Below are 20,448 nucleotides of genomic sequence, written 5' to 3'. Positions count from 1 at the left end.
CGCCCCCATAGAGACACCGATGTCCGCCTCCCCCGGTCCTGCCATGTCTGCTTCCTCCCTGTTCGGTGATCCGGCAGCGATCCGCTGCGAGCGCGCGGTCGCCGAACTGCGCGCCGGTCGCCCGGTCCTGCTCCACGATGGCCAGGGCCAGCGCCTGGCGGTGATCGCGCTGGACAGCGCCACTGCCAGCAGCTTCGCCGCCTTCGCCAGTGCCGCGCGCGAGCGCCATTACCTGTACCTGACCGCCACCCGCGCCCGCGTGCTCGGCGTGGAGGCCCCCGAAGGCGCGCGCCTGCCGCTGGCCGGCGTTGCCTTCGATGCCCTGCCCTCGCTGGGCTACCTGCGCGAACCCGGACCGATGCCCGCGGCCTGGAGCGCAGGCGATGCGTTCGATGCCGGCGCGGTGGAACTGGCCCGACTGGGCCTGCTGTTGCCGGCGATGGTGGCCGTGCGCCTGGATGCAGACGACGCCACGTTCGATGGCGCGGCCGAGGTCGCCCTGTGCGATCTGGCCGAAGGCGCTGCGCACGCCGCACATGATTACGAACTGGTGGCGCGTTCGCCGGTGCCGCTGCGCGACGTCGGCATGACCACCTTCGCGGTGTTCCGCGGTGGCGTCGCCCAGCGCGACCAGGTTGCGATCATCGTCGGTGAGCCGGACCTGTCGGCCGTGGTGCCGGTGCGCGTGCATTCGTCCTGCCTCACCGGCGACCTGTTCGGTTCGCTCAAGTGCGATTGCGGCGACCAGCTGCGGCGCGGCCTGCGCAAACTGAAGGAACTGGGCGGCGGCGTGCTGCTGTACCTGGACCAGGAAGGCCGCGGTACCGGCATCGCCGCAAAGATGCGCGCTTACGGCTACCAGCATGACGGCCTGGATACCATCGACGCCGATGCGCAGCTGGGCTTCGGTGCCGACGAGCGCCGCTATGGCAGCGCGGTGGCGATGCTGCGCGGGCTGGGCGTATCCCGTGTTGCCCTGCTCAGCAACAACCCGACCAAGGCACAGCGCCTGCGCAATGCCGGCATCGAAGTGCTGGACTGCATTCCGGTCACCGGCGAGATCACCGCCGAGAACGAGCACTACCTGCGCACCAAGGCCGACCGCGCCGGCCATCTGCTGGATGTCGACGCGCTGATCCAGGCCGCCCAGTAACGCGGGCGACCTGCTAACGTCTGCGCGGTGCGGCCATCACCGCGCCTGCCCGCCCTGCTGCCCGACGGACGCCCGCGTGACCGAACTGCCCTTGCCTGTTGCTGCTGCCGAAATGCCCCTCGACCACTGGCAACCCCTGCCGCGGCGCGCCGCCCGGTTGGCGGCGCTGGAGGGCGCCTTCGGCGGACTGTTCATCCCCGGCGCACCGCTGGCGGCCCTCTGGTGGTTCTTCGATCTTCCCGGTGGCCTGTGGGCAGCGATGCTGGGCCTGCTGGCCGGCCTCGCCTTCGGCGCCTGGATCGGCCATCGGCGCCTGACCCGCACCCGCTGGCGGCTGGACGCACAGGGCCTTGGCCTGCGCCGCGACCTGATGTGGCAGCTGGAGACCCGCATCCCCATTTCGCGCGTGCAGCACCTGGACCTGCGTCGCGGGCCCCTGGAGCGGCGTGCAGGCCTGGCCACGCTGATCGTGCACACCGCCGGCACCCGCCTGAGTGCAGTCACCGTCAGCGGCCTGGACGACGTCGATGCCGAGCGCCTGCGTGACACTCTGGCCCATCAGCTCGACCAGGACGCCGACGCGCTGTGAGCCTGCCTCCGCCCCTGCCGCCCTCGCTGTCCGGCGGTGGCGACGAGCATCGCCTGCATCCGTGGTCGTGGCTGTTCGTGCTGTTGATGCAGCTGCGCCACTATTTCCTGCCGCTGGTCGCGTTGCTGGTGTTCGGCCAACGCGGCGACCGCGATCCGATGTGGACACAGTTGATCCCGTTGACCGCCATCGCCGCGCTGGTGCTGGTGTCGGTGCTGCAGTACCTCAGCTACCGCTATCGCATCGGCAACGATGCGATCACCGTGCGCAGCGGTCTGCTGGCGCGCAACCGGCGCGAGATTCCCTTCGCCCGCATCCACAACGTGGAAGTGCGGCAGAACCCGTTGCACCGGTTGTTCGGGGTTGCCGAACTGCGCCTGGAGTCGGCCGGCGGGGTGCGCCCGGAAGCGGAGATGCGCGTGCTGCGGCTGGACCAGGCGCTGGCCCTGGAACAACTGGTGCGCCAGCGTGGGCAGGCGCCGCAGCCGACGCCGGGCGAAGTGCCGGCTGCCGGTGTCGTGCCAGCCGACGAGGAGCAGGTACTGCTGCGCCTGTCGAGCTGGGACGTGCTGCGCATGGGCCTGCTGTCCAACCGTGGCTGGGCGCTGGCGATCGCCGCCTTCGGCGTCCTGTTCCAGACCGTACCGCGCCCGGTGATGGACGATGCCATCCAGCGTGGCGGGCGCGAGGCCTTCGGCTACGCCAGCCACCTGCATGCCGGAGTGACCGGCGGGCTGGTGCTGTTGGCGGCCGCGTTGCTGCTGGGCTGGCTGCTGCTGCGGGTGTTGTCGGTGGTGTTGACGCTGCTGCGCTACCACGGCTTCACCCTCAGCGAGCGCGAACGGCGCCTGACCGTCTCCACCGGCCTGCTCAGCCGCACCCGCAGCAGCGTCGCGCGCCGCCGCATCCAGGCATGGACGCTGGGCGAGAGCACCCTGCAACGTTGGTTCGGGCTGCGCCAGCTGCGTATCGACAGCGCTGCCGGTGGCCCCTCGCGCGACGACGACCGCGCGCTGCGCGAACTGGCACCGCTGGCTGGCGCAAGCGCCTGCGACGGGCTGGTGCGCCACCTGCTGCCGCAGCTGCAATGGCCGCCGCAGCAGTGGCAACCGATTCCGCAACGCGGATGGTGGCGATTGTCGCTGTCCACCTTGCTGGTGGTGCCGTTGCTGACCGCCGCGCTGTACTGGCGCTGGGGCCTGCCGGCCCTGGCACTGCTGGCCTGGCTGCCGGTCAGCCTGTTGATCGCGCACCGGCAGATGGCGCGGATGGGCTGGCACCTGGATGGCCAGTTCGTGGCGGTGCGCGGCGGCTGGTGGAGGCGCTGGTGGCGCTGGGCCGAGCTGGACAAAGTGCAGGGCCTGCGCCTGCAGCGCTCGCCGCTGGACAAGCTGCTGGGTACGGCCAGCCTGCAGCTGGACACCGCCGGTGCGCATGGCGATGTGGCACTGGCACTGCACTACCTGCCGCAGGCGCGTGCACATGCCTTGATGGAAGAACTGGCGACGGCGCTGGCACGGCGCAAGCTGCGCTGGTAGCGCGGCCGATCATTGAACCGCCCATCCACCCATGGCGTGGGTCTACTGCACCATCCACGCATGGCGTGGATCTACTGCACCATCCACGCATGGCGTGGATCAACGGTAGTGCCGGCCGCTGGCCGGCACTCCCCACATCAACGCTGCGACGGGCCCCAGTAACCCAGGTCCTTGCGGATCTGCAGGTCGCGCACCCAGCTGCCAAACGGCTTGCGACGCAGCACGCCCATCTCACCGGACAGGAAATCCTCGGTGGCGGCGATCACCCGCTCGCTGGACAGGCCATCGCGATAGGGGTGGATGGCATCGGCGTAACGCACGATTTCCGCCTGCAACGCCGCGTCGGGATGCAGCGCGCGCGCCAGCATGGCCGGCAGCTGCTGCGGATCGTCGAAATCGATCATGTGCGGCTTCGGCACGCGGTTGCGGAAGGTCACCACCGGCTTGTGCTGGACGATGAACTCCGAAACGATCGATGAGGTGTCCGACACCAGAACGTCGGCGGCGCGCTGGGCTGCCATCACCTGCTCCGGTTCGATGAACCGCGCATTGGCGCCGGCCAGCGCGCGGTAGCGTTCGAACAGTTCCGGCGGGCACTTCGGGTGCAGGGTCAGCAGCCAGTAGTGCTGCCCGGCGGCGATGTCGGCCGCGATCTGCGCATGCAGGTGCGGGGCGGCACTCAAGCGTTCGGTGAAGGTTGAACCGAACAGGATCACCGGGCGGCCGCCGGCTGCACTGCGCAGCGCGGTACTGTCGCCACCGTCGTCGCGGAACAGCGGATCCAGCTTCGGCCAGCCGGTTTCGGCCACGGCGAAATGGCCCTGCACTGCCGCGATCTCGCGGAACGGCGCGGTGGTGGCAGGACCCTGCGTGCAGTACAGATCGAACATGCCGCGCACCCGGAAGTGGCCACGCGCACTGTCGCGCTTTTCCACGTTGAAGCCATGGAACAGCTGCACCTTGGCCCCCGACAGGAAGGTCGGCACCCAGTTGGCCGCGCTGAACACCGCCCGCGGTCGCATCGCCAGGGCCTGCTTCAGGCCGATGTTGGGCACGCCGGGCAGCTGGCTGCCAGCCGCACCATCTTCGAACCAGACCGCCACTTCCTGGCCGGAAGCGTGCAAGGCCTGCACCAACGGGGCGAGAATAGGCAGCGCATAGCGCTCCGTCGCAAACAACAGGTACCCGGCCATCATGTCCTCCACGACCGCTCCCATCGAACGGCCTCGCATCTCGGCCTGCATTATCGCGTTCAACGAGGCTGGGCGCATCGGCGACTGCCTGGCCTCGCTGGCCTTCTGCGATGAGATCGTGGTGGTGGACTCGCAGTCCACCGACGCCACGGTGGCCATCGCCGAGGCGGCCGGCGCCCGCGTGCTGCAGCGTCCGTTCGATGGCTTCCGCAGCCAGAAGGCATTCTGCGTCGAGCAGGCCACCCACCACTGGGTACTGTGCCTGGACGCCGACGAGCGCGTCAGCCCGGAACTGCGCACGGCCATCGAGCAGGCCCGCGATGGCGGCTTTGCAGGTCATGCGGGTTACCGCTTCGCCCGCCTGTCGGAGTACTTCGGCAGGTTCCTGCGCCACGGCAATGCCTATCCGGACCGGGTGCTGCGCCTGTTCGACCGCCGCCACGGCGGCTGGCGCGGCAAGCGCGAGATCCATGAGGCGGCCAGTGTCGATGGCACGGTCGGCACCCTGCGTGGTGACCTCATCCACTTCCCCTACCGCTCGCTGCAGCAGCAGCTGGCCAAGACCGAGAAGTACGCACGGATGATGGCCGAGCACGAGTTCGCGCGCGGCAAGCGGGCCACCCTTGGCAAGCTGGTGCTGGCCCCGGCTTGGCGGTTCTGGCGCGGCTTCCTGTTCCGTGGCGGCTTCCGCGACGGCTGGCATGGCCTGGTGTATGCCTACGTGCGCGCCAACTACGTGCGGCAGAAGACCATCATGCTGTGGATGCTGGGCAACGGTCAGGCCGTGTCCGATCCGCCCAACCCCTGAGTGCGGCGTCGAGCGTGGCGGGGCGCTACCCGGCGTTCCCTGCCCGGTGCCGCGCACCTTCCACGATCGACAGGCCGGTCAGCAGGCCGACGATGGTGACGTAGAAGCTGGCGGTCATCTGGTGCGCGAACATCGACTGGGTCAGGCCGCACAGGATGTAGGAGACCACCACCATCACACCGGCGGCGGCAGGGCCACGGAAGGTGGCGTGCCCGCTGCGCCGGTGCAGGCGCACGAATACCCACAGGGGCACGCCATACACGGCCAGCAGCAGCAACACGCCCGGCAGGCCTTGGGTAGCCCCCCACTCGGCCAGATCGTTGTGCGCATGGCGCAGGTGGCAGCGGATTTCCTGCGGATTCTCGCGGCAGACCGGCACCCGCTTCATGGCCGTGTCGAAATGGCCGATGCCTACCCCGGTCAACGGATGATCGAGGAAGGTCTCCCACGCCACCTGCAGGCGCTCGACGCGTGCCCCGGCCGAAGAGTCGCTGTCACCCTGCTCCATGCGCTGCACATCGCTTTGCAGTTCGGACAACCGCACCTGGTGGCGCAGTTCGGGCACCGACAGCAGCAGGGTCGCGGCGATGGCCAGCATGCCGGCAAGCACTGAAAGACGCGCCACGCCGGTACGCCAGCGCAGGCTCAGTGCCAGCACCACCAGCAGCGCCAGCAGCGCCGCGAACACGCCCCGGCTTCCGGTCAGGATGATGGTTCCGCAGCCGGCGGCCATGCCGACGATCACCAGCGACCAGCGCCGCGACGGCCGGCAGAACACCAGCAGCACCATCAGCATCATCACGATATCGGCAAGCACGATCGCATTGGTGAACAGTTCGGCGCGCGGTGCCCCCTTGGCCACCTGCAGCGCCGAAAGCACGAAGGTGCCCACCAGCCCGGCCAATGCACCGCGCCACAGCCAGCGCATGTCCGGGCGCAGCGCACACACCCACAGCGCGATCCACGGGATGACCAGGAAGCGGGATCGATTGTCGACATCGCGCAGGCCCTGTTCGAACAGCACCACCGACACGATGGCCATCACCAGCACCGCCAGCATCAGCCAGCTGAGAACCTTGATCGGCTGCATGTCCATGCGCCGGGCCTGCCACAGCAGGCCGGGCACCATTGCCGTGCTGACCAGCAGCAGCAGCGCGTAGGGCAACAGGTTGATCGGGATCGTCAGCACCAGGGCCGGCATGCAGAACAGGCCGATCTGCGCCAGCCAGTGCGCCGCGCGCGGGCGCCCGCCTGCGGGGACGCCCAGCGGATCGCCGATCGTGGATTCCAGGTTGTGCTGTGAAGCTGCCACGTCGAAAAAGTTCGCTGCGATCCTGCGGAATGAACGGGATCACCGGCACGGCCGATCCCAGGCTGACGTTTTACTGCCTTTGCTGTCGCTTGGGCAGTCTGGACAAGCACGGGCCAGGATGGTTATTCCTCACGTTGCAGCCGCCGTTCACGTTCGCGTTCCTCCGCGCTGGCCACGCAGCGGCCCTGTACCGCAGCGGCCGGCACCAGCCACCAACGGCGGCGGTTGGCGATCCCGGCCAGCTCGGCACGGTCGCGGTCGATGCAGGGCAGCAGCGCGTCTTCGTGGACCAGCAACCAGCGGCGGCGGGGCGCCAGCTGTTGCCATTCCACCGCCGCAGCCAGCTGTGCATCCCAGGGTTCGTTGAAACCGAAGGTGGCAGCCGGGCGGTCGGCCATCAACAGGTTCTGCTCTTTCCAGGCCACCAGTCCCAGCTCCGCATCGGCGCCGATACGCTGGCCGGTGTGCCGCATCAGGCCGCGGGCGGAACTTGAATCATTCAGCAGCGGATAGCCGATCAGGCTGTACAGCACCCACACGGCAGTGAGGGTCGAGACCAAAGCCAGCTCGCGGCGGCCGCGCCCGAACAGCAGCAGGCTGGCCACACCCCAGCCGCCCATCGCCATCGCCGCCCAGGCCAGGGCGTTCATTTCGCCATTGCCGATGCCCCGCGTCTGCATCAGCCGCACTTCGAAGCCGGGCTTGCCCAGCAGGGCAGACAGCCCGGCGGCCAACGTCCCCAGCGACAGCACCAGGGTGAACGCACCCAGCAGCCATTGCGCGTCGCGCCGGCGCAGCAGCCCCGGCAGCAACGGCGCCAGCGCCAGGCAGAACATCGGCAATGCCGGCAGGATGTAGACGTCGCGCTTGCCATTGGGGATCGAGAAGAACAGCACGATCAGCGCCCACCAGCCCAGCAGCAACAGATAGCGCGCATCCCGACGCTGCAGCCGGCGCCGCCAGGCGGGGATCGCCCACGGCACCGCCAGGAAGGCAGGAATCCACATCGACGGCATGGTGCCCAGGAAGTACCACCAGGGCTGGTGGTGGTCCCACGATTGCGCATAGCGCTTGGCGGTCTGCCGGAACAGGATGTCGTCCATGTAGGCCAGGTATTCGCCGGAACGGGTGGCCAGCGCGGTCATCACCATCGGCACCAGCCACAACGCGATGGCCAGCACGAACGCCAACGGCGCCAGCCAGAAGCGCAGGTCGCGCGCATGCAGCCGCACCCGCGGCCAGTGCAGCGCCGAGCCGATCACCGCTGGCACGATCATCAGCAGCGCGATCACGCCCACGCCCTTGGTGATCACCCCGATGCCGGCAAAGAACCAGCCCAGCCACCACCAGCGCCAGGCAGGCCCCAGCAGCAGGTGGCGCAGCAGACCATAGTTGGCCAAGGTGATGAACAACACCACCAGCGGGTCGATCTGCGCTTTCTTCGACTGGAAGGTGAACTGCAGGGCGAACAGCAGCGCCCAGCCAGCGTACAGGCCGACCTGGCGTGTCCACAGGCGCCGGCCGAGGTCGACCACGCACCACAGCGTGCCCAGTGCAGCGATCAGCGAAGGCAGCAGGAACGCCACACGCCAGTTGCCGATCACGCTGTACAGCGTGGCCTGCCACCACATCAACATCGGCGGCTTGTCCGAGTACAGCTCCAGCCCACGATGCGGGAACAGCCAGTCGCCGCTGTCCACCATCTGCTTGGCGACCAGGGCGAAGCGCGGCTCGTCCGAGGGCCAGGGATCGCGTAGTCCCAGCCCGGCACCCAACACCAACAGGGCCATCACAATGAACAGCCATGTCTGGCGTGACGCACGGGTTTTCAGCATGGGAGCTCGGACAGCGGTTGAGTCAGCCCTTTTTTAGCAGACGCGCGTAGAAAAATCCGTCAGCATCGTTTTCACCGGGCAGGCGCTGGCGAGCAATACCGTCACAATCCAGACCAAATGCGTCATCCAGCGCGACCGCTTCCGCATCCGCGTGCCATTTCAGGAAGCCCTTCACCTGATCGACGTTTTCCGCGCGCAGGATCGAGCAGGTGGCATACAGCAGCACACCACCGGGGCGCAGCATCGACCAGCAGGCTTCCAGCAACCGGGCCTGGATGCCGACCAGCGCATCGATGTCTTCCGCCCGCCGATGGAACATCACATCCGGCTGCCGGCGGATGACGCCGGTGGCCGAGCACGGTGCGTCCAGCAGGATCGCGTCGAACGGAACGCCGTCCCACCATGCGCCCGGATCGCTGGCATCGGCCACCTGCACCTGCGCGCCTTCGCCCACACCGGTGCGGGCGAACGTATCCTTGGCACGCGCCAGACGACGCGCATCGATATCCAGCGCCAGCAACCGCAGGCTGGGGTCTCGCTCGAGCAGGTGCGCCGACTTGCCGCCCGGGGCGGCACATGCGTCGAGCACGCGGCTGCCTGGCGGCGGCGCCAGCGCGTCGGCAGCACACTGCGCCGAGAGATCCTGCACCGACAGCAGGCCTTCGCCGAAGCCGGGCAGCTGGTTCACCGGAACCGGCGCGGCCAGCCGCAGCGCATCGGCGCTCAGTGCGCTGGCTTCGGCGGCAATGCCGGCCTCGGCCAGGGCCGCCATCATCTTCTCGCGCCCGCCCTGCTGGCGGTTGGCACGCAGCCACAGCGGCGCCGGCTGCAGGCTGGCGGCGTAGATCGCTTCGGCCTGCGCCGGCCAGTCGCGCTCGACGGCCTCGGCCAGCCAGGCCGGAAATGCGTCGCGTGCAGGTTGTTCGGGGAAACCTTCGCGCTGGGCGCGGCGCAGGATCGCATTGACCAGACCAGCCTGGCGTTCACGGCCGAGTGCGCGCGCAGCATCGACCGTGGCCGACAGCGCCGCATGGGCCGGCAGGGCCAGCACATCCAACTGGGCGAAGCCCACCATCAGCAGCGTGCGCAGGTCGGCGTCGCGCGCGGACAGCGGCTTCTGCATCCACGCCTGCAGGGCAGCGTCATAGGTGCTGCGACGGCGCAGCACCGCAAAGCACAACGCTTCAAGCAGCGCGCGGTCGCGGGTGTCGGCCAGCTTGGGCAACGCCCAGGCCAGCTCGGCCTTGAGCGAACGACCGCGGGTGAACACCTGCGCCAGCACGCGCGCGGCCAGCATGCGGGTGGCCGCACCCGGCGCCGCCTTGGCGATGGAGAAATCGTCTGCCTTGCTCACCCGTCAGACCCCCACGCGCAGGTCACGGCGGGCATTGAGGTAGTCGGCCGCAGTGATGGCCTTGCCGCCTTCCCGCTGCAGTACACGCAGGCGCAGCGCGCCCTGCCCGCAGGCGATGTCGATGCCCTCGCGGCCAGCGGCCAGCACCGTACCCGGCGCCTGGCCATGCGCCACATCCAGCGCCACCGCGCCATGGATGCGCACGCGCTCACCGGCCAGCAGTGCCTCGGCAATCGGCCACGGGTTGAACGCACGCACCGTGCGCGCCAGCGCTTCGGCGTCCTGCGCCCAATCCAGCTTCGCCTCGGCCTTGTCCAGCTTGTGCGCGTATGTCACGCCCTGCTCAGGCTGCGGCCGTGCGATCGGCTTGATGCCGGCGCGCAGCAGGCCCAGCCCATCGGACAGCACCTGCGCGCCGAGCTCGGCCAGCTTGTCGTGCAGCTGGCCACCAGTATCGGTAGCGGCGATCGGCAGCTCCTGGTGCAGCAGCACCGGGCCCGTATCCAGGCCGGCTTCCATCTGCATAAGGCAGATGCCGGTCCTGCTGTCACCGGCCTGGATGGCGCGCTGGATTGGTGCGGCGCCGCGCCAGCGCGGCAGCAGCGAACCATGCACGTTCCAGCAACCGTGGGTCGGAATGGCCAGTACCGCCCTGGGCAGGATCAGGCCATAGGCCACCACCACCATCAGGTCCGGCTGCAGGTCACGCAGCTGCTGCTGGGCCGCTTCGTCCTTCAGCGTTTCCGGCTGGTACACGGGGATGCCACGGGCGACCGCTTCCAGCTTGACCGGCGAAGGTGCCAGCCCACGGCCGCGACCGGCAGGGCGATCGGGCTGGGTATAGACAGCCACCACCTCGTGATGACGCGCGGCCGCGCGCAGCGACGACACCGCGAATTCCGGCGTACCGGCAAAGACAATCCTCATGGCAACCCCACTTGCAGGATGAAATCGTGCAGGAAAAAAAAACGGCGCCGTCGGCCGGCGCCATGCGGCCCGCGCGTCACGCGCAGGCGCGGGCCACCCCGAAGGGTGGCCCGGAGCAGCGATCACGCCACGTGCTTGCGCTGCTTGGCCAGCTTCTTGCGGACCATCTCGCGCTTGAGCGGCGACAGGTAATCGATGAACAGCTTGCCGTCCAGATGGTCCATCTCGTGCTGCACGCAGACCGCCAGCAGGCCGTCGGTGGTCAACTCCTGCGGCTGCCCCTGGCGGTCGAGGAACTTCACGGTGATGGTGTCGGCACGGGTCACGTCGGCGAAGATGCCAGGCACCGACAGGCAGCCTTCCTGATACACCTGGCCCCCGTCCTTGGCGACGATTTCCGGGTTGATGAAGACGCGCGGCTCGTTCTTTTCTTCGCTGACGTCGATGACCATGAAGCGCTGGTGCACGTCCACCTGGCTGGCAGCCAGGCCGATGCCCGGGGCGTCGTACATGGTCTCGAACATGTTGTCGAGCAGCTCCTGGAACGCCGGCGTGGTCACTTCGGCGGCATCGATCAACGCAGCCTTGGTACGCAGGCGCGGATCGGGGAACTCAAGGATGGGGAGTAAAGCCATGGCAGTTTCCGGGGTTGGGGCCGGGGTACGCCGGCATACGTCGCAGATTCTAGCTCCAACGCTTGCCTTGCGCCCCGGTTTCTGGACTATAGTGCGCGAACCTGTTGGGGAATCAGGGCTTCACACCTATGTTGCTTCGTTTTCGTACGGTCGTCGCCGCGGCGATGCTGACCGTGGCTGCCTATGCTACCGCCGTGGAAGTGAATGGCGGGCACCCGGACACCTATGTGGTCCGCAAAGGGGACACCCTGTGGGACATTGCAGGACGCTTCCTGCAGAAACCATGGCTGTGGCCGGAGATCTGGCAGGCCAATCCACAGGTCGCCAATCCGCACCTGATCTATCCTGGTGACGTCCTCAGCCTGGCCTACCTGGACCGGGTGACGGCCCAGCCCGGCCCGCGCCAGGAAGCCCCGGTGACCGGCGTGCCGCTGGCCCAGGTCGAGCCGTTCCTGAAGCAGCTCAGCGTGGTCGACAGCATCGAACAGCTGCCGTATGTGGTCGGTCTGGAAGACAACCGCCTGCGCGCCACCGGTGGGCAGACCGCCTATGTCCGCCTGGCCGACGCCCAGGCCGGGCAGCGCTGGGCCGTGGTCCGCCCGACCGTGCGCTACGCCCAGCCCAAGCCCACCGAGGACCTGACCGCCAACGGCGATGTCACCCCCGGCAGCGGCAATCTCTGGAAGGCCTTCAGCGCGCCCAACCACCGCCGCGGCATCCTGGGTTACGAGCTGGCACAGGTCGGCACCGGCACCATCACCAAGGTGGCCGGCGGCAAGTCCGAAGCGTCGACCCTGGTCCTGGACAACGCCAGCGGCGGCCGTGAAGTGCGTGCCGGCGACCGTCTGGTACCGGTGGAAGCCACGCCGTACGACCTGCAGTTCTTCCCGCATGTGCCCGCCGCCGGCGTGGAAGGCCTGGATGTGCGTGTACTGGCGGTCACCGACATGTTCAGCGCCGGCGGCCCGCGCGATGTGATCGCGGTTTCGGCTGGCCGCGCCCAGGGCGTGGACAACGGCACCGTGTTCTCGCTATGGCGCCAGGGCAGCCACGTGGCGCACCGGATGAAGTTCCCGGGGTCCTCGCGCATGGACGACGCGGTCAGCACGGGCGCCGGCCGGGTCAGCCTGCCGGATGAGTACGCCGCGCATGCCATGGTCTTCCGCACCTTCGACAACGTCAGCTATGCGTTGGTGATGCAGGGTGTGAAGCCGGTGCGTGTGGGCTACAGCGCGCTGCATCCGGACGCGAAATGAGTCAACGCCGGGCCCCGCCCGGCCTGGGCAGGGAGTGCTGGCCGCATTGGCCGGCAGCCTCCGGGATACCCTGACAGCAATACGCGAAGGCGCCCTAGGGCGCCTTTGTTGCGTGAGGCCGATAGTCGGGGGATGACTGAGCATGGACACGAGGCGCTGCTGCGCCTGCTGATCGCCGGCGGTTCCCTGGCCCCCAGGCGCGCCCTGCTGCAGAGCACCGGCAATGCGGATGCAGCGTTGGCGCTGGGCGTTGCCGGCTGGCGGGCCCACGGCTGCACGCCGGAACAATGCGCTGCGCTGGAGCGTCCCGATACCCGCGCCCTCGCACTTGCGCAGCGCTGGCTGCAGCAGCCTGATCATCATCTGCTGGCCTGCAACCATGCGGCTTTCCCGCCCCTCCTGCTCGAAGCACCCAACCCACCCCTGGCGCTGTTCGTTGCCGGCGATCCGGCCATCGCCTGGTGCCCTGCGGTGGCCCTGGTCGGCAGCCGTTCACCCACCCCCGCCGGCCGTGCCCTCGCCGCCCGGTTCGCCACCTGCTTCGTCGAGGCCGGGCTGGCGGTGACCAGTGGATTGGCGGCAGGCATCGATGCAGCCGCCCACCAGGCGGCACTGGACGCGGGCGGCTGCACCGTCGCGGTGATAGGCACTGGCCCGGACCGCGCCTATCCCACCAGCCATGCCCGCCTGCAGGCAACAATCGCCACCGACGGCGCGGTGCTCAGCGAATACCTGCCAGGCACGCCCGCACGGCCGGGCCACTTCCCCGCGCGCAACCGGCTGGTGGCCGGGCTGGCCCTGGCCACGGTGGTGGTCGAGGCCGCACAACGCTCGGGTGCCCTGATCACCGCCCGGCTGGCAGCCGAAGCCGGCCGCGAGGTCTGCGCGATACCCGGTTCGGTGCTCAATCCGCGCGCCGCCGGCTGCCACCGGCTCATCCGTGAAGGGGTTGCCCTGGTCGAACGCCCGGAAGAAGTGCTGGAACTGCTGGCCCCGGCACTGCGGCACCAGCTTCCTGGCTTGCAAACCCGGCTTGCCACCCCCACTGAACAGGCAGCGCCGGCGGACCTGCCGGCCTGCTGGGCGAACGACGCCGACTACCAGCGCTTGTGGCGGGCGCTGGGGCACGACCCAATCAGTATGGATTCACTGATCTCGCAGTGTGGATTGACGGCGTCGGAGGTGTCCTCCATGCTGCTGGCCATGGAACTTGCGGGAATCGTGGTGTGCGTACACGGCCGCTACTGTCGACGTCCCTAGTTTCTTCACCTCCACAGCGTCGCGCGACGCAGGCCGAGGGGCAATGAAAGAGAGCATCCTGGATGTACTGTTGTACCTGTTTGAACACTATTTCAGCGAAGATGCGGACCTGATCCGTGACCGCGACTCACTGCAGAATGGCCTGATCCAGGCCGGTTTCAGCCCCACTGAGATCAACAAGGCATTCGAATGGCTCGATGCCCTGGCAGCGCAACGCCCAAGCGCGGCCCAGGCCCGGGTCGATGGCCCGGTGCGCATCTATCACGGCCCGGAGCTGGACAAGCTTGACGTCGAGTGCCGTGGTTTCCTGCTGTACCTGGAACAGCACGGCATCCTTGATGCCGGCCAGCGCGAGCTGGTGCTGGACCGGGCGATGGCCCTGGACCAGGACGAACTGGACCTGGACGACCTGAAATGGGTGGTGCTGATGGTGCTGTTCAACCAGCCCGGCGCCGAGGCGGCCTACGCCTGGATGGAAACGCAGATGTTCGTGGACGAGCCAGAACCCCTGCACTGACCGTACACTTGGGGGCCGTGCGCATTCAGGAGCGTCCCCGTGAGTGAGTGGTTCCATGCCGAAGGCAACCGCCAGCAAGGCCCGTTGCCCTCGGAACAGTTGATCGAGCTGTTCCGCAGCAACCAGATCACCCTGGACACCCTGGTATGGCGCGACGGCATGCCGCAATGGCAGCCGTTGCGCAACGTGGTCGACGAACTGGGCCTGATCGTGCCCGCCGTCGATGCAGCCGCCACGGCGGCACCGCCGCCTGCCGCCCCTCTGCCACCCACCCTTCCCCCCGCCTCTCCGTACGCGACCACGCCGATGGACGCTGCGCCGGTCGCGAAGAAGGGCCTGTCCGGCTGCGCGTTGACCGCCATCATCGGCGGCGTCGCCCTGCTGGTGGTGGTGCCGATCCTGGCGATCCTGGCCGCGATCGCCCTGCCGGCCTACAACGACTACACGATCAAGGCCAAGGTCGCCGGCGCGGTCACCGTGCTGCAGCCGCTGAAGGACAAGGTCCAGCACTTCGCCGATGACCAGGGCCGCTGCCCGGGCGCCAACGATGCCGGCTTCCCGGCGGCGGACGAATTCGCAGGCCAGGGCCTGTCGGCCGTGCATATCGGCCGCTTCAACAATGGCCACTGCGGCATCGAAGCGACGCTGGCGGTTCCCGGCAAGAGCTTGGATGGCGACCTGCTCTGGCTCGAATACGACCGCGACAGCGGGCGCTGGGAATGCAGCGGCGAAAGCGACGACAAGTATCTGCCCACGCAATGCCGCGGCTGAGCCGCGCATCGGGCAACCCACCAAGGACGACCCAACAGGGGACATGCAATGACTGAGTGGTACTACGCCGAAGGACAGCAACGCCAGGGACCGCTGGAGGTCACCGAGATCCGCCAGCGCTTCCAGCGTGGCCAGTTGAACCTGGACACCCTGGTCTGGCGCGAAGGCATGGGGCAGTGGGCGCCGCTGCGGCAGATGGTGGAAGAGCTGGGCCTGCAGACCCTGGCCGATGCCAGCACGTCCACCGCCGCCGGTGGATTCGACCTGCGCAACGACTACGCCGCGATCGACAACGGCACCGCACCCCTGCCGGGCACCGGCGCCCTCAGCAGCTCGCCATACGCCGCGCCCGGCGCAGGCGGCAGTGACCATTCGCAGCCGGTGCAGGGCGGCGAGGTGGTCTATGCCGGCTTCTGGAAGCGCTTTGCCGCCTACCTGATCGACTACTTCGTCCTGCTGATTCCCAGCGGCGTGGTCGGTGGCGTGCTGGGCTTCGTGCTCGGCGCGGGCATGGGCGCTGCCGGCAGCGGCGAAACAGCGGTGGAAGTGGTCACCCAGCTGATCAGTGGCCTGGCCGGGCTGTTCATCGCCGCCGCCTACTACGGCTGGTTCCATGCCTCCCGCGGCGGTGCCACCCTCGGCAAGATGGCCATCGGCATCAAGGTCGTGCGCGGCAATGGCGATCGCCTGACCCTGGGCCGCAGCATCGGCCGCTATTTCGCCACCATCCTCAGTGGCCTGACCCTCTGCATCGGCTACCTGATGGCCGCCTTCACCGAGCGCAAGCAGGGCCTGCATGACCTGATCTGCGACACCGTGGTGGTCGACCGCTGGGCCTATACCGACCAGCCGCAGCTGCAGCGCCGCGAGCTGGGCACGGTGACCATCGTGATCCTGGTGCTGGGCGGCCTGCTGATGCTGGCCGGTTTCGCCGCGATCATCTTCGCCGTCGGCGTCATCGCCAACATGGCGTCGTGATCGCGGATCGAGGGCCAATGCGCCGTCGCAGGCGGCCATCCTCACGCCCCCCTGCTTGACAATGGCAGGTCGGGCGTGATTCCTCTAATAAGGTGAAACCTGAACGCCCGGCACAGTCCCGGGCGTTCAGTTTATTGATTTGCCCGTGGCCGCTTCACTAATGCGGCCGTTTGCTCCACCCTAGCGGCCCTTCCCCGCGGCTTACCCACAGACCCTGCTGCCATGCCCAAGCACCTGCTCATCGTTGAATCGCCGGCCAAAGCCAAGACGATCAACAAATACCTCGGCAAGGACTACACGGTCCTGGCCTCGTATGGGCACGTGCGTGACCTGATCCCGAAGGAAGGCGCGGTTGACCCGGACAACGGGTTCGCCATGCATTACGACGTGATCGAGAAGAACGAAAAGCATGTCGATGCGATCGCCAAGGCCGCAAAGGGCGCCGACGACATCCTGCTGGCGACCGACCCGGATCGCGAGGGTGAAGCGATCAGCTGGCATATCGCCGAGATCCTGAAAGAGCGTGGGCTGGTCAAGGACAAGCCGATGCAGCGCGTGGTGTTCACCGAGATCACCCCGCGCGCGATCAAGGAAGCGATCAGCCAGCCGCGCGAGATCGCCAGCGACCTGGTCGATGCCCAGCAGGCGCGCCGCGCGCTGGACTACCTGGTCGGTTTCAACCTGTCGCCGGTGCTGTGGCGCAAGGTCCAGCGCGGCCTGTCCGCAGGCCGCGTGCAGAGCCCGGCGCTGCGCATGATCGTCGAGCGCGAGGAAGAGATCGAAGCCTTCATCGCCCGCGAGTACTGGTCGATCGCCGCCGAGTGCGCGCACCCCTCGCAGCACTTCAACGCCAAGCTGGTCAAGCTGGACGGGCAGAAGTTCGAGCAGTTCACCGTCACCGACGGCGACACCGCTGAGGCCGCCCGCCTGCGCATCCAGCAGGCCGCACAGGGCGCCCTGCATGTCACCGACGTGGCCAGCAAGGAGCGCAAGCGCCGCCCCGCGCCGCCGTTCACCACCTCCACGCTGCAGCAGGAAGCCTCGCGCAAGCTCGGTTTCACCACGCGCAAGACCATGCAGGTCGCGCAGAAGCTGTACGAAGGCGTGGACATCGGCGGCGACGAAGGCACGGTCGGCCTGATCTCGTACATGCGTACCGACTCGGTGAACCTGTCGCAGGATGCGCTGGCCGAAATCCGCGACGTGATTGCCCGTGATTACGGCATCGCCTCGCTGCCCGACCAGCCCAACACCTACCAGACCAAGTCCAAGAACGCCCAGGAAGCGCACGAAGCGGTGCGCCCGACCTCGGCACTGCGCACCCCGGCCCAGGTCGCGCGGTTCCTGACCGACGACGAGCGCAAGCTGTACGAACTGATCTGGAAGCGTGCAGTGGCCTGCCAGATGATCCCGGCAACGCTCAACACCGTCAGCGTGGACCTGTCGGCCGGCAGCGAACATGTGTTCCGCGCCAGCGGCACCACGGTGGTCGTACCCGGCTTCCTGGCTGTGTACGAGGAAGGCAAGGACAGCAAGAGCGCCGAGGATGACGATGAAGGCCGCAAGCTGCCGGCGATGAAGCCGGGCGACCGCGTGCCGCTGGAGCGCATCGTGGCCGACCAGCACTTCACACAGCCGCCGCCGCGCTTCACCGAAGCGGCGCTGGTGAAGGCGCTGGAAGAGTATGGCATCGGCCGTCCTTCGACCTACGCCTCGATCATCCAGACCCTGCTGTTCCGCAAGTACGTGGAAATGGAAGGCCGCAGCTTCCGCCCATCCGATGTTGGCCGTGCGGTGTCCAAGTTCCTGTCCAGCCACTTCACCCAGTACGTCGACTACGACTTCACCGCCAAGCTGGAGGACGAGCTCGATGCCGTCTCGCGTGGCGAGGAAGAGTGGATTCCGCTGATGTCACGCTTCTGGGGACCGTTCAAGGACCTGGTCGAAGACAAGAAGGAATCGGTCGACCGTGCCGAGGCCAGTGGTGCGCGCGAACTGGGTACCGACCCGAAGACCGGCAAGCCGGTCAGCGTGCGCCTGGGCCGGTTCGGGCCGTATGCGGCCATCGGCAGCACCGCCGAGGATGCCGAGGACAAGCCCAAGTTCGCCTCGCTGCGGCCGGGCCAGTCGATGCACACCATTTCCCTGGAAGATGCGCTGGAGCTGTTCCTGATGCCGCGCGCGCTGGGTGAGGACAACGGCGAGGACGTCAGCGTCGGCATCGGCCGCTTCGGCCCGTTCGCCAAGCGCGGCAGCACCTACGCGTCGCTGAAGAAGGAAGACGACCCGTACACCATCGACCTGGCCCGCGCCGTGTTCCTGATCGAAGAGAAGGAAGAAATCGCGCGCAACCGGATCATCAAGGAGTTCGAGGGCAGCGACATCCAGGTGCTGAACGGTCGTTTCGGCCCGTACATCAGCGACGGCAAGATGAACGGCAAGATCCCCAAGGATCGTGAACCGGCATCGCTGACCCTGGCCGAAGTGCAGCAGTTGATGGAAGAAACCGGCAAGCCGGTGCGCAAGGGCTTCGGCGCCAAGAAGGCCGCCGCCAAGAAGGCACCGGCAAAGAAGGCGGCAGTGAAGAAGGAAGCCGCGCCGAAGAAGGCCGCTGCCAAGAAGGCGGCTGCGAAGAAGGCCGTGGCCAAGAAGGCACCGGCAAAGAAGGCCGTCAAGAAGGCTGCCAAGTAGATCCACGCCATGCGTGGATGAGATGCCAAGGTGAGCGGACCCACGGTCCGCGCCCACCGCTCCACCCGCTCTGCACGCAGCGGGGGGATAATGAAGGCCCACGCCGGGCCCGGTCGCCGCCATGAAAGAACTCACACTGGACACCGCAGTCGCCACGCTCCGCAGTGGCGGCGTGATTGCCTACCCGACTGAAGCGGTCTGGGGCCTGGGTTGCGATCCTGCGCACGAGGCAGCGGTGCACACGCTGCTGCGACTGAAGCAGCGCCCGATCGAGAAAGGCATGATCCTGGTGGCCGCTGACCTGTCGCAGCTGCAGGGTTGGGTGCGCCTGCAGGCGCTGCCCGATGCACGCCAGCGCGCAGTGCTGGCCAGTTGGCCCGGCGCCAACACCTGGATCCTGCCCGCCGGCGCGCGCGCGCCCGACTGGATCACCGGCGAACACAGCGGCATCGCAGTGCGAATCAGCGCCCATCCGCTGGTCGCGGCCCTGTGCCAGGCCTGGGGCGGCCCTCTGGTCTCCACCAGCGCCAACCTTGCCGGCGAGCCGCCCGCGCGCAGCCGCGAAGAACTGGACCCGCGCCTGCTGCGCCTGCTCGACGGCATCCTCGATGGGCAGACCGGCGGCCTGGCCCAACCCACGCCGATCCGCGACGCGCTCAGTGGCAACGTACTGCGCTCCTGACAGGTCGATTGCGTCGGCGTTGCCGATCGCGCACGCTGCGCCCATGACCCTGCTGCGCCCTGTCCTGTCTCTGGCCCTGCTGCTGTCGTTGCCGGCGCTTGCCGCCGACGACGTGCGGGTCTACCGGTGCGTCGGCAGCAATGGCGCCGTCGCGCTGCAGGACACGCCCTGCACGGCCGGCCGCCAGCAGGTGCGCGACCTGCAACGGCCGCGCGACCCGCCGCCACGGGTGGTCAGCACCGACACCGCGCCGCCCGCACCGGTGCAGACGCCAGCGATGCGCGAGCGCGAAGTGCGCCATGTCTACATCCAGCCGCCACAGCCGATGTACGAATGCGTGAGTGAAGACGGCGACCGCTACACCAGCGACAACAACGAAGGGAATCCGCGCTGGGTGCCGCTGTGGACCACGGTCTGGTACCCGCAAGGTCATGCTGGCGGTGCGTACCCCGGACCGCATCCGGGGCCGCGTCCGGCCGGCAGCGGCAACACCATCGGTACCCCCATCGGCGGCAGGCCTCCGGTGTATCGCCCGCCGTCAGTGGGCGTCGGAGTCAACGTGCCTGCCGGCAACATCCTGGTGCGCGATACCTGCCACGCCCTGCCCCCGCAGGAAGTGTGCGCACGCCTGCGTGATCGTCGCTGGGAACTGGACCGGCGTTACAACAGCGCGCTGCAGAGCGAGCGCACCGCGATCAGCAAGGAGCAGCGTGGCATCGACGCGCGGCTGGCGCAGGACTGCGGCGGCTGAGCCCCACGCTGGGGGCGGTACCCCCTCTTTGGTAGATGCCCACCTTGGTGGGCGCTGGCAAACAACGGTGCCAACCAAGGTTGGCAACTACCGGGGCATCTGAGCCCTGCGCTGGGGGCTGTCCCCCGCTTTGGTAGATGCCCACCTTGGTGGGCATTGGCAAACAGCGGTGCCAACAAGGTTGGCGACTACCACGGC

At 68.2% G+C, this 20,448-nt stretch carries 18 protein-coding genes; 12 read left to right on the top strand and 6 right to left on the bottom strand.

Annotated elements, in window-relative coordinates; genetic code table 11:
* Positions 1-19 precede the first annotated feature (19 nt).
* The 3 genes from ribA to TEP_RS02195 all read left to right on the top strand — a co-directional run bounded on the left by ribA (position 20) and on the right by TEP_RS02195 (position 3,280).
* Positions 20-1,153 carry a GTP cyclohydrolase II RibA gene (gene ribA, locus TEP_RS02205; RefSeq protein ID WP_105164716.1) on the top strand — a complete coding sequence of 378 codons (1,134 nt, stop codon included), beginning with the start codon at positions 20-22 and terminating at the stop codon, positions 1,151-1,153.
* Positions 1,154-1,265: 112 nt separating this feature from the next.
* A complete protein-coding gene (locus TEP_RS02200; protein WP_132826430.1) occupies positions 1,266-1,742 on the top strand; it encodes a PH domain-containing protein in 477 nt (158 codons plus the stop codon).
* Positions 1,739-3,280 (top strand): PH domain-containing protein, encoded by a 1,542-nt coding sequence (locus TEP_RS02195; RefSeq protein WP_132824032.1) that lies wholly within the window; start codon positions 1,739-1,741, stop codon positions 3,278-3,280. The genes TEP_RS02200 and TEP_RS02195 overlap by 4 nt, the downstream gene beginning before the upstream one ends.
* A 137-nt stretch (positions 3,281-3,417) precedes the next feature.
* Here TEP_RS02195 and TEP_RS02190 read toward each other — a convergent pair whose 3' ends face one another.
* Positions 3,418-4,476 carry a CDP-glycerol glycerophosphotransferase family protein gene (locus TEP_RS02190; protein WP_132826429.1) on the bottom strand — a complete coding sequence of 353 codons (1,059 nt, stop codon included), beginning with the start codon at positions 4,474-4,476 and terminating at the stop codon, positions 3,418-3,420.
* Between TEP_RS02190 and TEP_RS02185 the strand changes: the two genes are divergently transcribed.
* On the top strand, positions 4,475-5,281 hold the full coding sequence (locus TEP_RS02185) for a glycosyltransferase family 2 protein (protein ID WP_132824030.1): 807 nt from the start codon (positions 4,475-4,477) through the stop codon (positions 5,279-5,281). The two genes, TEP_RS02190 and TEP_RS02185, sit on opposite strands and share 2 nt — an antisense overlap.
* 25 nt (positions 5,282-5,306) lie before the next feature.
* Here TEP_RS02185 and TEP_RS02180 read toward each other — a convergent pair whose 3' ends face one another.
* The 5 genes from TEP_RS02180 to def form a co-directional block, all read right to left on the bottom strand.
* The gene (locus tag TEP_RS02180) at positions 5,307-6,482 is read right to left on the bottom strand and encodes an O-antigen ligase (RefSeq protein ID WP_240790734.1); all 1,176 of its coding nucleotides are present in this window, start codon (positions 6,480-6,482) and stop codon (positions 5,307-5,309) included.
* 233 nt (positions 6,483-6,715) lie between these two features.
* Positions 6,716-8,428 carry a glycosyltransferase family 39 protein gene (locus tag TEP_RS02175; protein WP_132824029.1) on the bottom strand — a complete coding sequence of 571 codons (1,713 nt, stop codon included), beginning with the start codon at positions 8,426-8,428 and terminating at the stop codon, positions 6,716-6,718.
* Between the two features lie 22 nt (positions 8,429-8,450).
* A complete protein-coding gene (gene rsmB, locus TEP_RS02170; RefSeq protein ID WP_132824027.1) occupies positions 8,451-9,782 on the bottom strand; it encodes a 16S rRNA (cytosine(967)-C(5))-methyltransferase RsmB in 1,332 nt (443 codons plus the stop codon).
* 3 nt (positions 9,783-9,785) lie between these two features.
* Entirely contained in the window at positions 9,786-10,709 is a 924-nt protein-coding gene (gene fmt / locus TEP_RS02165) for a methionyl-tRNA formyltransferase (RefSeq protein ID WP_132824026.1), read from the bottom strand.
* Between the two features lie 122 nt (positions 10,710-10,831).
* On the bottom strand, positions 10,832-11,344 hold the full coding sequence (def, locus tag TEP_RS02160) for a peptide deformylase (protein WP_025879059.1): 513 nt from the start codon (positions 11,342-11,344) through the stop codon (positions 10,832-10,834).
* Between the two features lie 128 nt (positions 11,345-11,472).
* Between def and TEP_RS02155 the strand changes: the two genes are divergently transcribed.
* From TEP_RS02155 to TEP_RS02120, 8 genes are all read left to right on the top strand, one after another.
* Complete coding sequence (locus TEP_RS02155; RefSeq protein WP_132824024.1) at positions 11,473-12,600, top strand: LysM peptidoglycan-binding domain-containing protein; 1,128 nt, start codon at positions 11,473-11,475, stop codon at positions 12,598-12,600.
* Positions 12,601-12,732: 132 nt separating this feature from the next.
* The gene (dprA, locus tag TEP_RS02150; protein WP_132824023.1) at positions 12,733-13,860 is read left to right on the top strand and encodes a DNA-processing protein DprA; all 1,128 of its coding nucleotides are present in this window, start codon (positions 12,733-12,735) and stop codon (positions 13,858-13,860) included.
* A gap of 43 nt (positions 13,861-13,903) precedes the next feature.
* Positions 13,904-14,377, top strand: coding sequence for a DUF494 family protein (locus tag TEP_RS02145; protein WP_025879062.1), 474 nt, complete (start codon positions 13,904-13,906; stop codon positions 14,375-14,377).
* Positions 14,378-14,416: 39 nt separating this feature from the next.
* On the top strand, positions 14,417-15,148 hold the full coding sequence (locus TEP_RS02140; RefSeq protein WP_132824021.1) for a GYF domain-containing protein: 732 nt from the start codon (positions 14,417-14,419) through the stop codon (positions 15,146-15,148).
* Between the two features lie 48 nt (positions 15,149-15,196).
* Positions 15,197-16,126, top strand: a complete 930-nt coding sequence (locus TEP_RS02135) for an RDD family protein (RefSeq protein ID WP_132824020.1) — start codon at positions 15,197-15,199, stop codon at positions 16,124-16,126.
* Positions 16,127-16,348: 222 nt separating this feature from the next.
* A complete protein-coding gene (locus tag TEP_RS02130) occupies positions 16,349-18,817 on the top strand; it encodes a DNA topoisomerase I (RefSeq protein ID WP_132824018.1) in 2,469 nt (822 codons plus the stop codon).
* A 121-nt stretch (positions 18,818-18,938) separates the two neighbouring features.
* On the top strand, positions 18,939-19,499 hold the full coding sequence (locus TEP_RS02125; protein ID WP_132824017.1) for a Sua5/YciO/YrdC/YwlC family protein: 561 nt from the start codon (positions 18,939-18,941) through the stop codon (positions 19,497-19,499).
* A gap of 43 nt (positions 19,500-19,542) precedes the next feature.
* A complete protein-coding gene (locus TEP_RS02120) occupies positions 19,543-20,250 on the top strand; it encodes a DUF4124 domain-containing protein (RefSeq protein WP_132824015.1) in 708 nt (235 codons plus the stop codon).
* Positions 20,251-20,448: the final 198 nt, after the last annotated feature.

It is taken from the genome of Stenotrophomonas sp. TEPEL (genome assembly GCF_004348785.1).
In the GTDB taxonomy this organism is placed as follows: Bacteria; Pseudomonadota; Gammaproteobacteria; order Xanthomonadales; family Xanthomonadaceae; genus Stenotrophomonas; species Stenotrophomonas indicatrix.
This window is presented reverse-complemented; position numbering and strand designations above follow the sequence as displayed.

Excerpts from the sequence above, each read along its gene's own strand:
- TEP_RS02125 (WP_132824017.1), top strand. The coding sequence starts at position 18,939 with ATGAAAGAACTCACACTGGACACCGCAGTCGCCACGCTCCGCAGTGGC.
- TEP_RS02185 (WP_132824030.1), top strand. The coding sequence starts at position 4,475 with ATGTCCTCCACGACCGCTCCCATCGAACGGCCTCGCATCTCGGCCTGC.
- TEP_RS02155 (WP_132824024.1), top strand. The coding sequence starts at position 11,473 with ATGTTGCTTCGTTTTCGTACGGTCGTCGCCGCGGCGATGCTGACCGTG.
- TEP_RS02120 (WP_132824015.1), top strand. The coding sequence starts at position 19,543 with ATGACCCTGCTGCGCCCTGTCCTGTCTCTGGCCCTGCTGCTGTCGTTG.
- TEP_RS02130 (WP_132824018.1), top strand. The coding sequence starts at position 16,349 with ATGCCCAAGCACCTGCTCATCGTTGAATCGCCGGCCAAAGCCAAGACG.
- TEP_RS02190 (WP_132826429.1), bottom strand. The coding sequence starts at position 4,476 with ATGATGGCCGGGTACCTGTTGTTTGCGACGGAGCGCTATGCGCTGCCT.
- TEP_RS02175 (WP_132824029.1), bottom strand. The coding sequence starts at position 8,428 with ATGCTGAAAACCCGTGCGTCACGCCAGACATGGCTGTTCATTGTGATG.
- TEP_RS02135 (WP_132824020.1), top strand. The coding sequence starts at position 15,197 with ATGACTGAGTGGTACTACGCCGAAGGACAGCAACGCCAGGGACCGCTG.
- ribA (WP_105164716.1), top strand. The coding sequence starts at position 20 with ATGTCCGCCTCCCCCGGTCCTGCCATGTCTGCTTCCTCCCTGTTCGGT.
- TEP_RS02145 (WP_025879062.1), top strand. The coding sequence starts at position 13,904 with ATGAAAGAGAGCATCCTGGATGTACTGTTGTACCTGTTTGAACACTAT.
- TEP_RS02180 (WP_240790734.1), bottom strand. The coding sequence starts at position 6,482 with ATGCCGGCCCTGGTGCTGACGATCCCGATCAACCTGTTGCCCTACGCG.
- dprA (WP_132824023.1), top strand. The coding sequence starts at position 12,733 with ATGACTGAGCATGGACACGAGGCGCTGCTGCGCCTGCTGATCGCCGGC.
- def (WP_025879059.1), bottom strand. The coding sequence starts at position 11,344 with ATGGCTTTACTCCCCATCCTTGAGTTCCCCGATCCGCGCCTGCGTACC.
- TEP_RS02200 (WP_132826430.1), top strand. The coding sequence starts at position 1,266 with ATGCCCCTCGACCACTGGCAACCCCTGCCGCGGCGCGCCGCCCGGTTG.
- fmt (WP_132824026.1), bottom strand. The coding sequence starts at position 10,709 with ATGAGGATTGTCTTTGCCGGTACGCCGGAATTCGCGGTGTCGTCGCTG.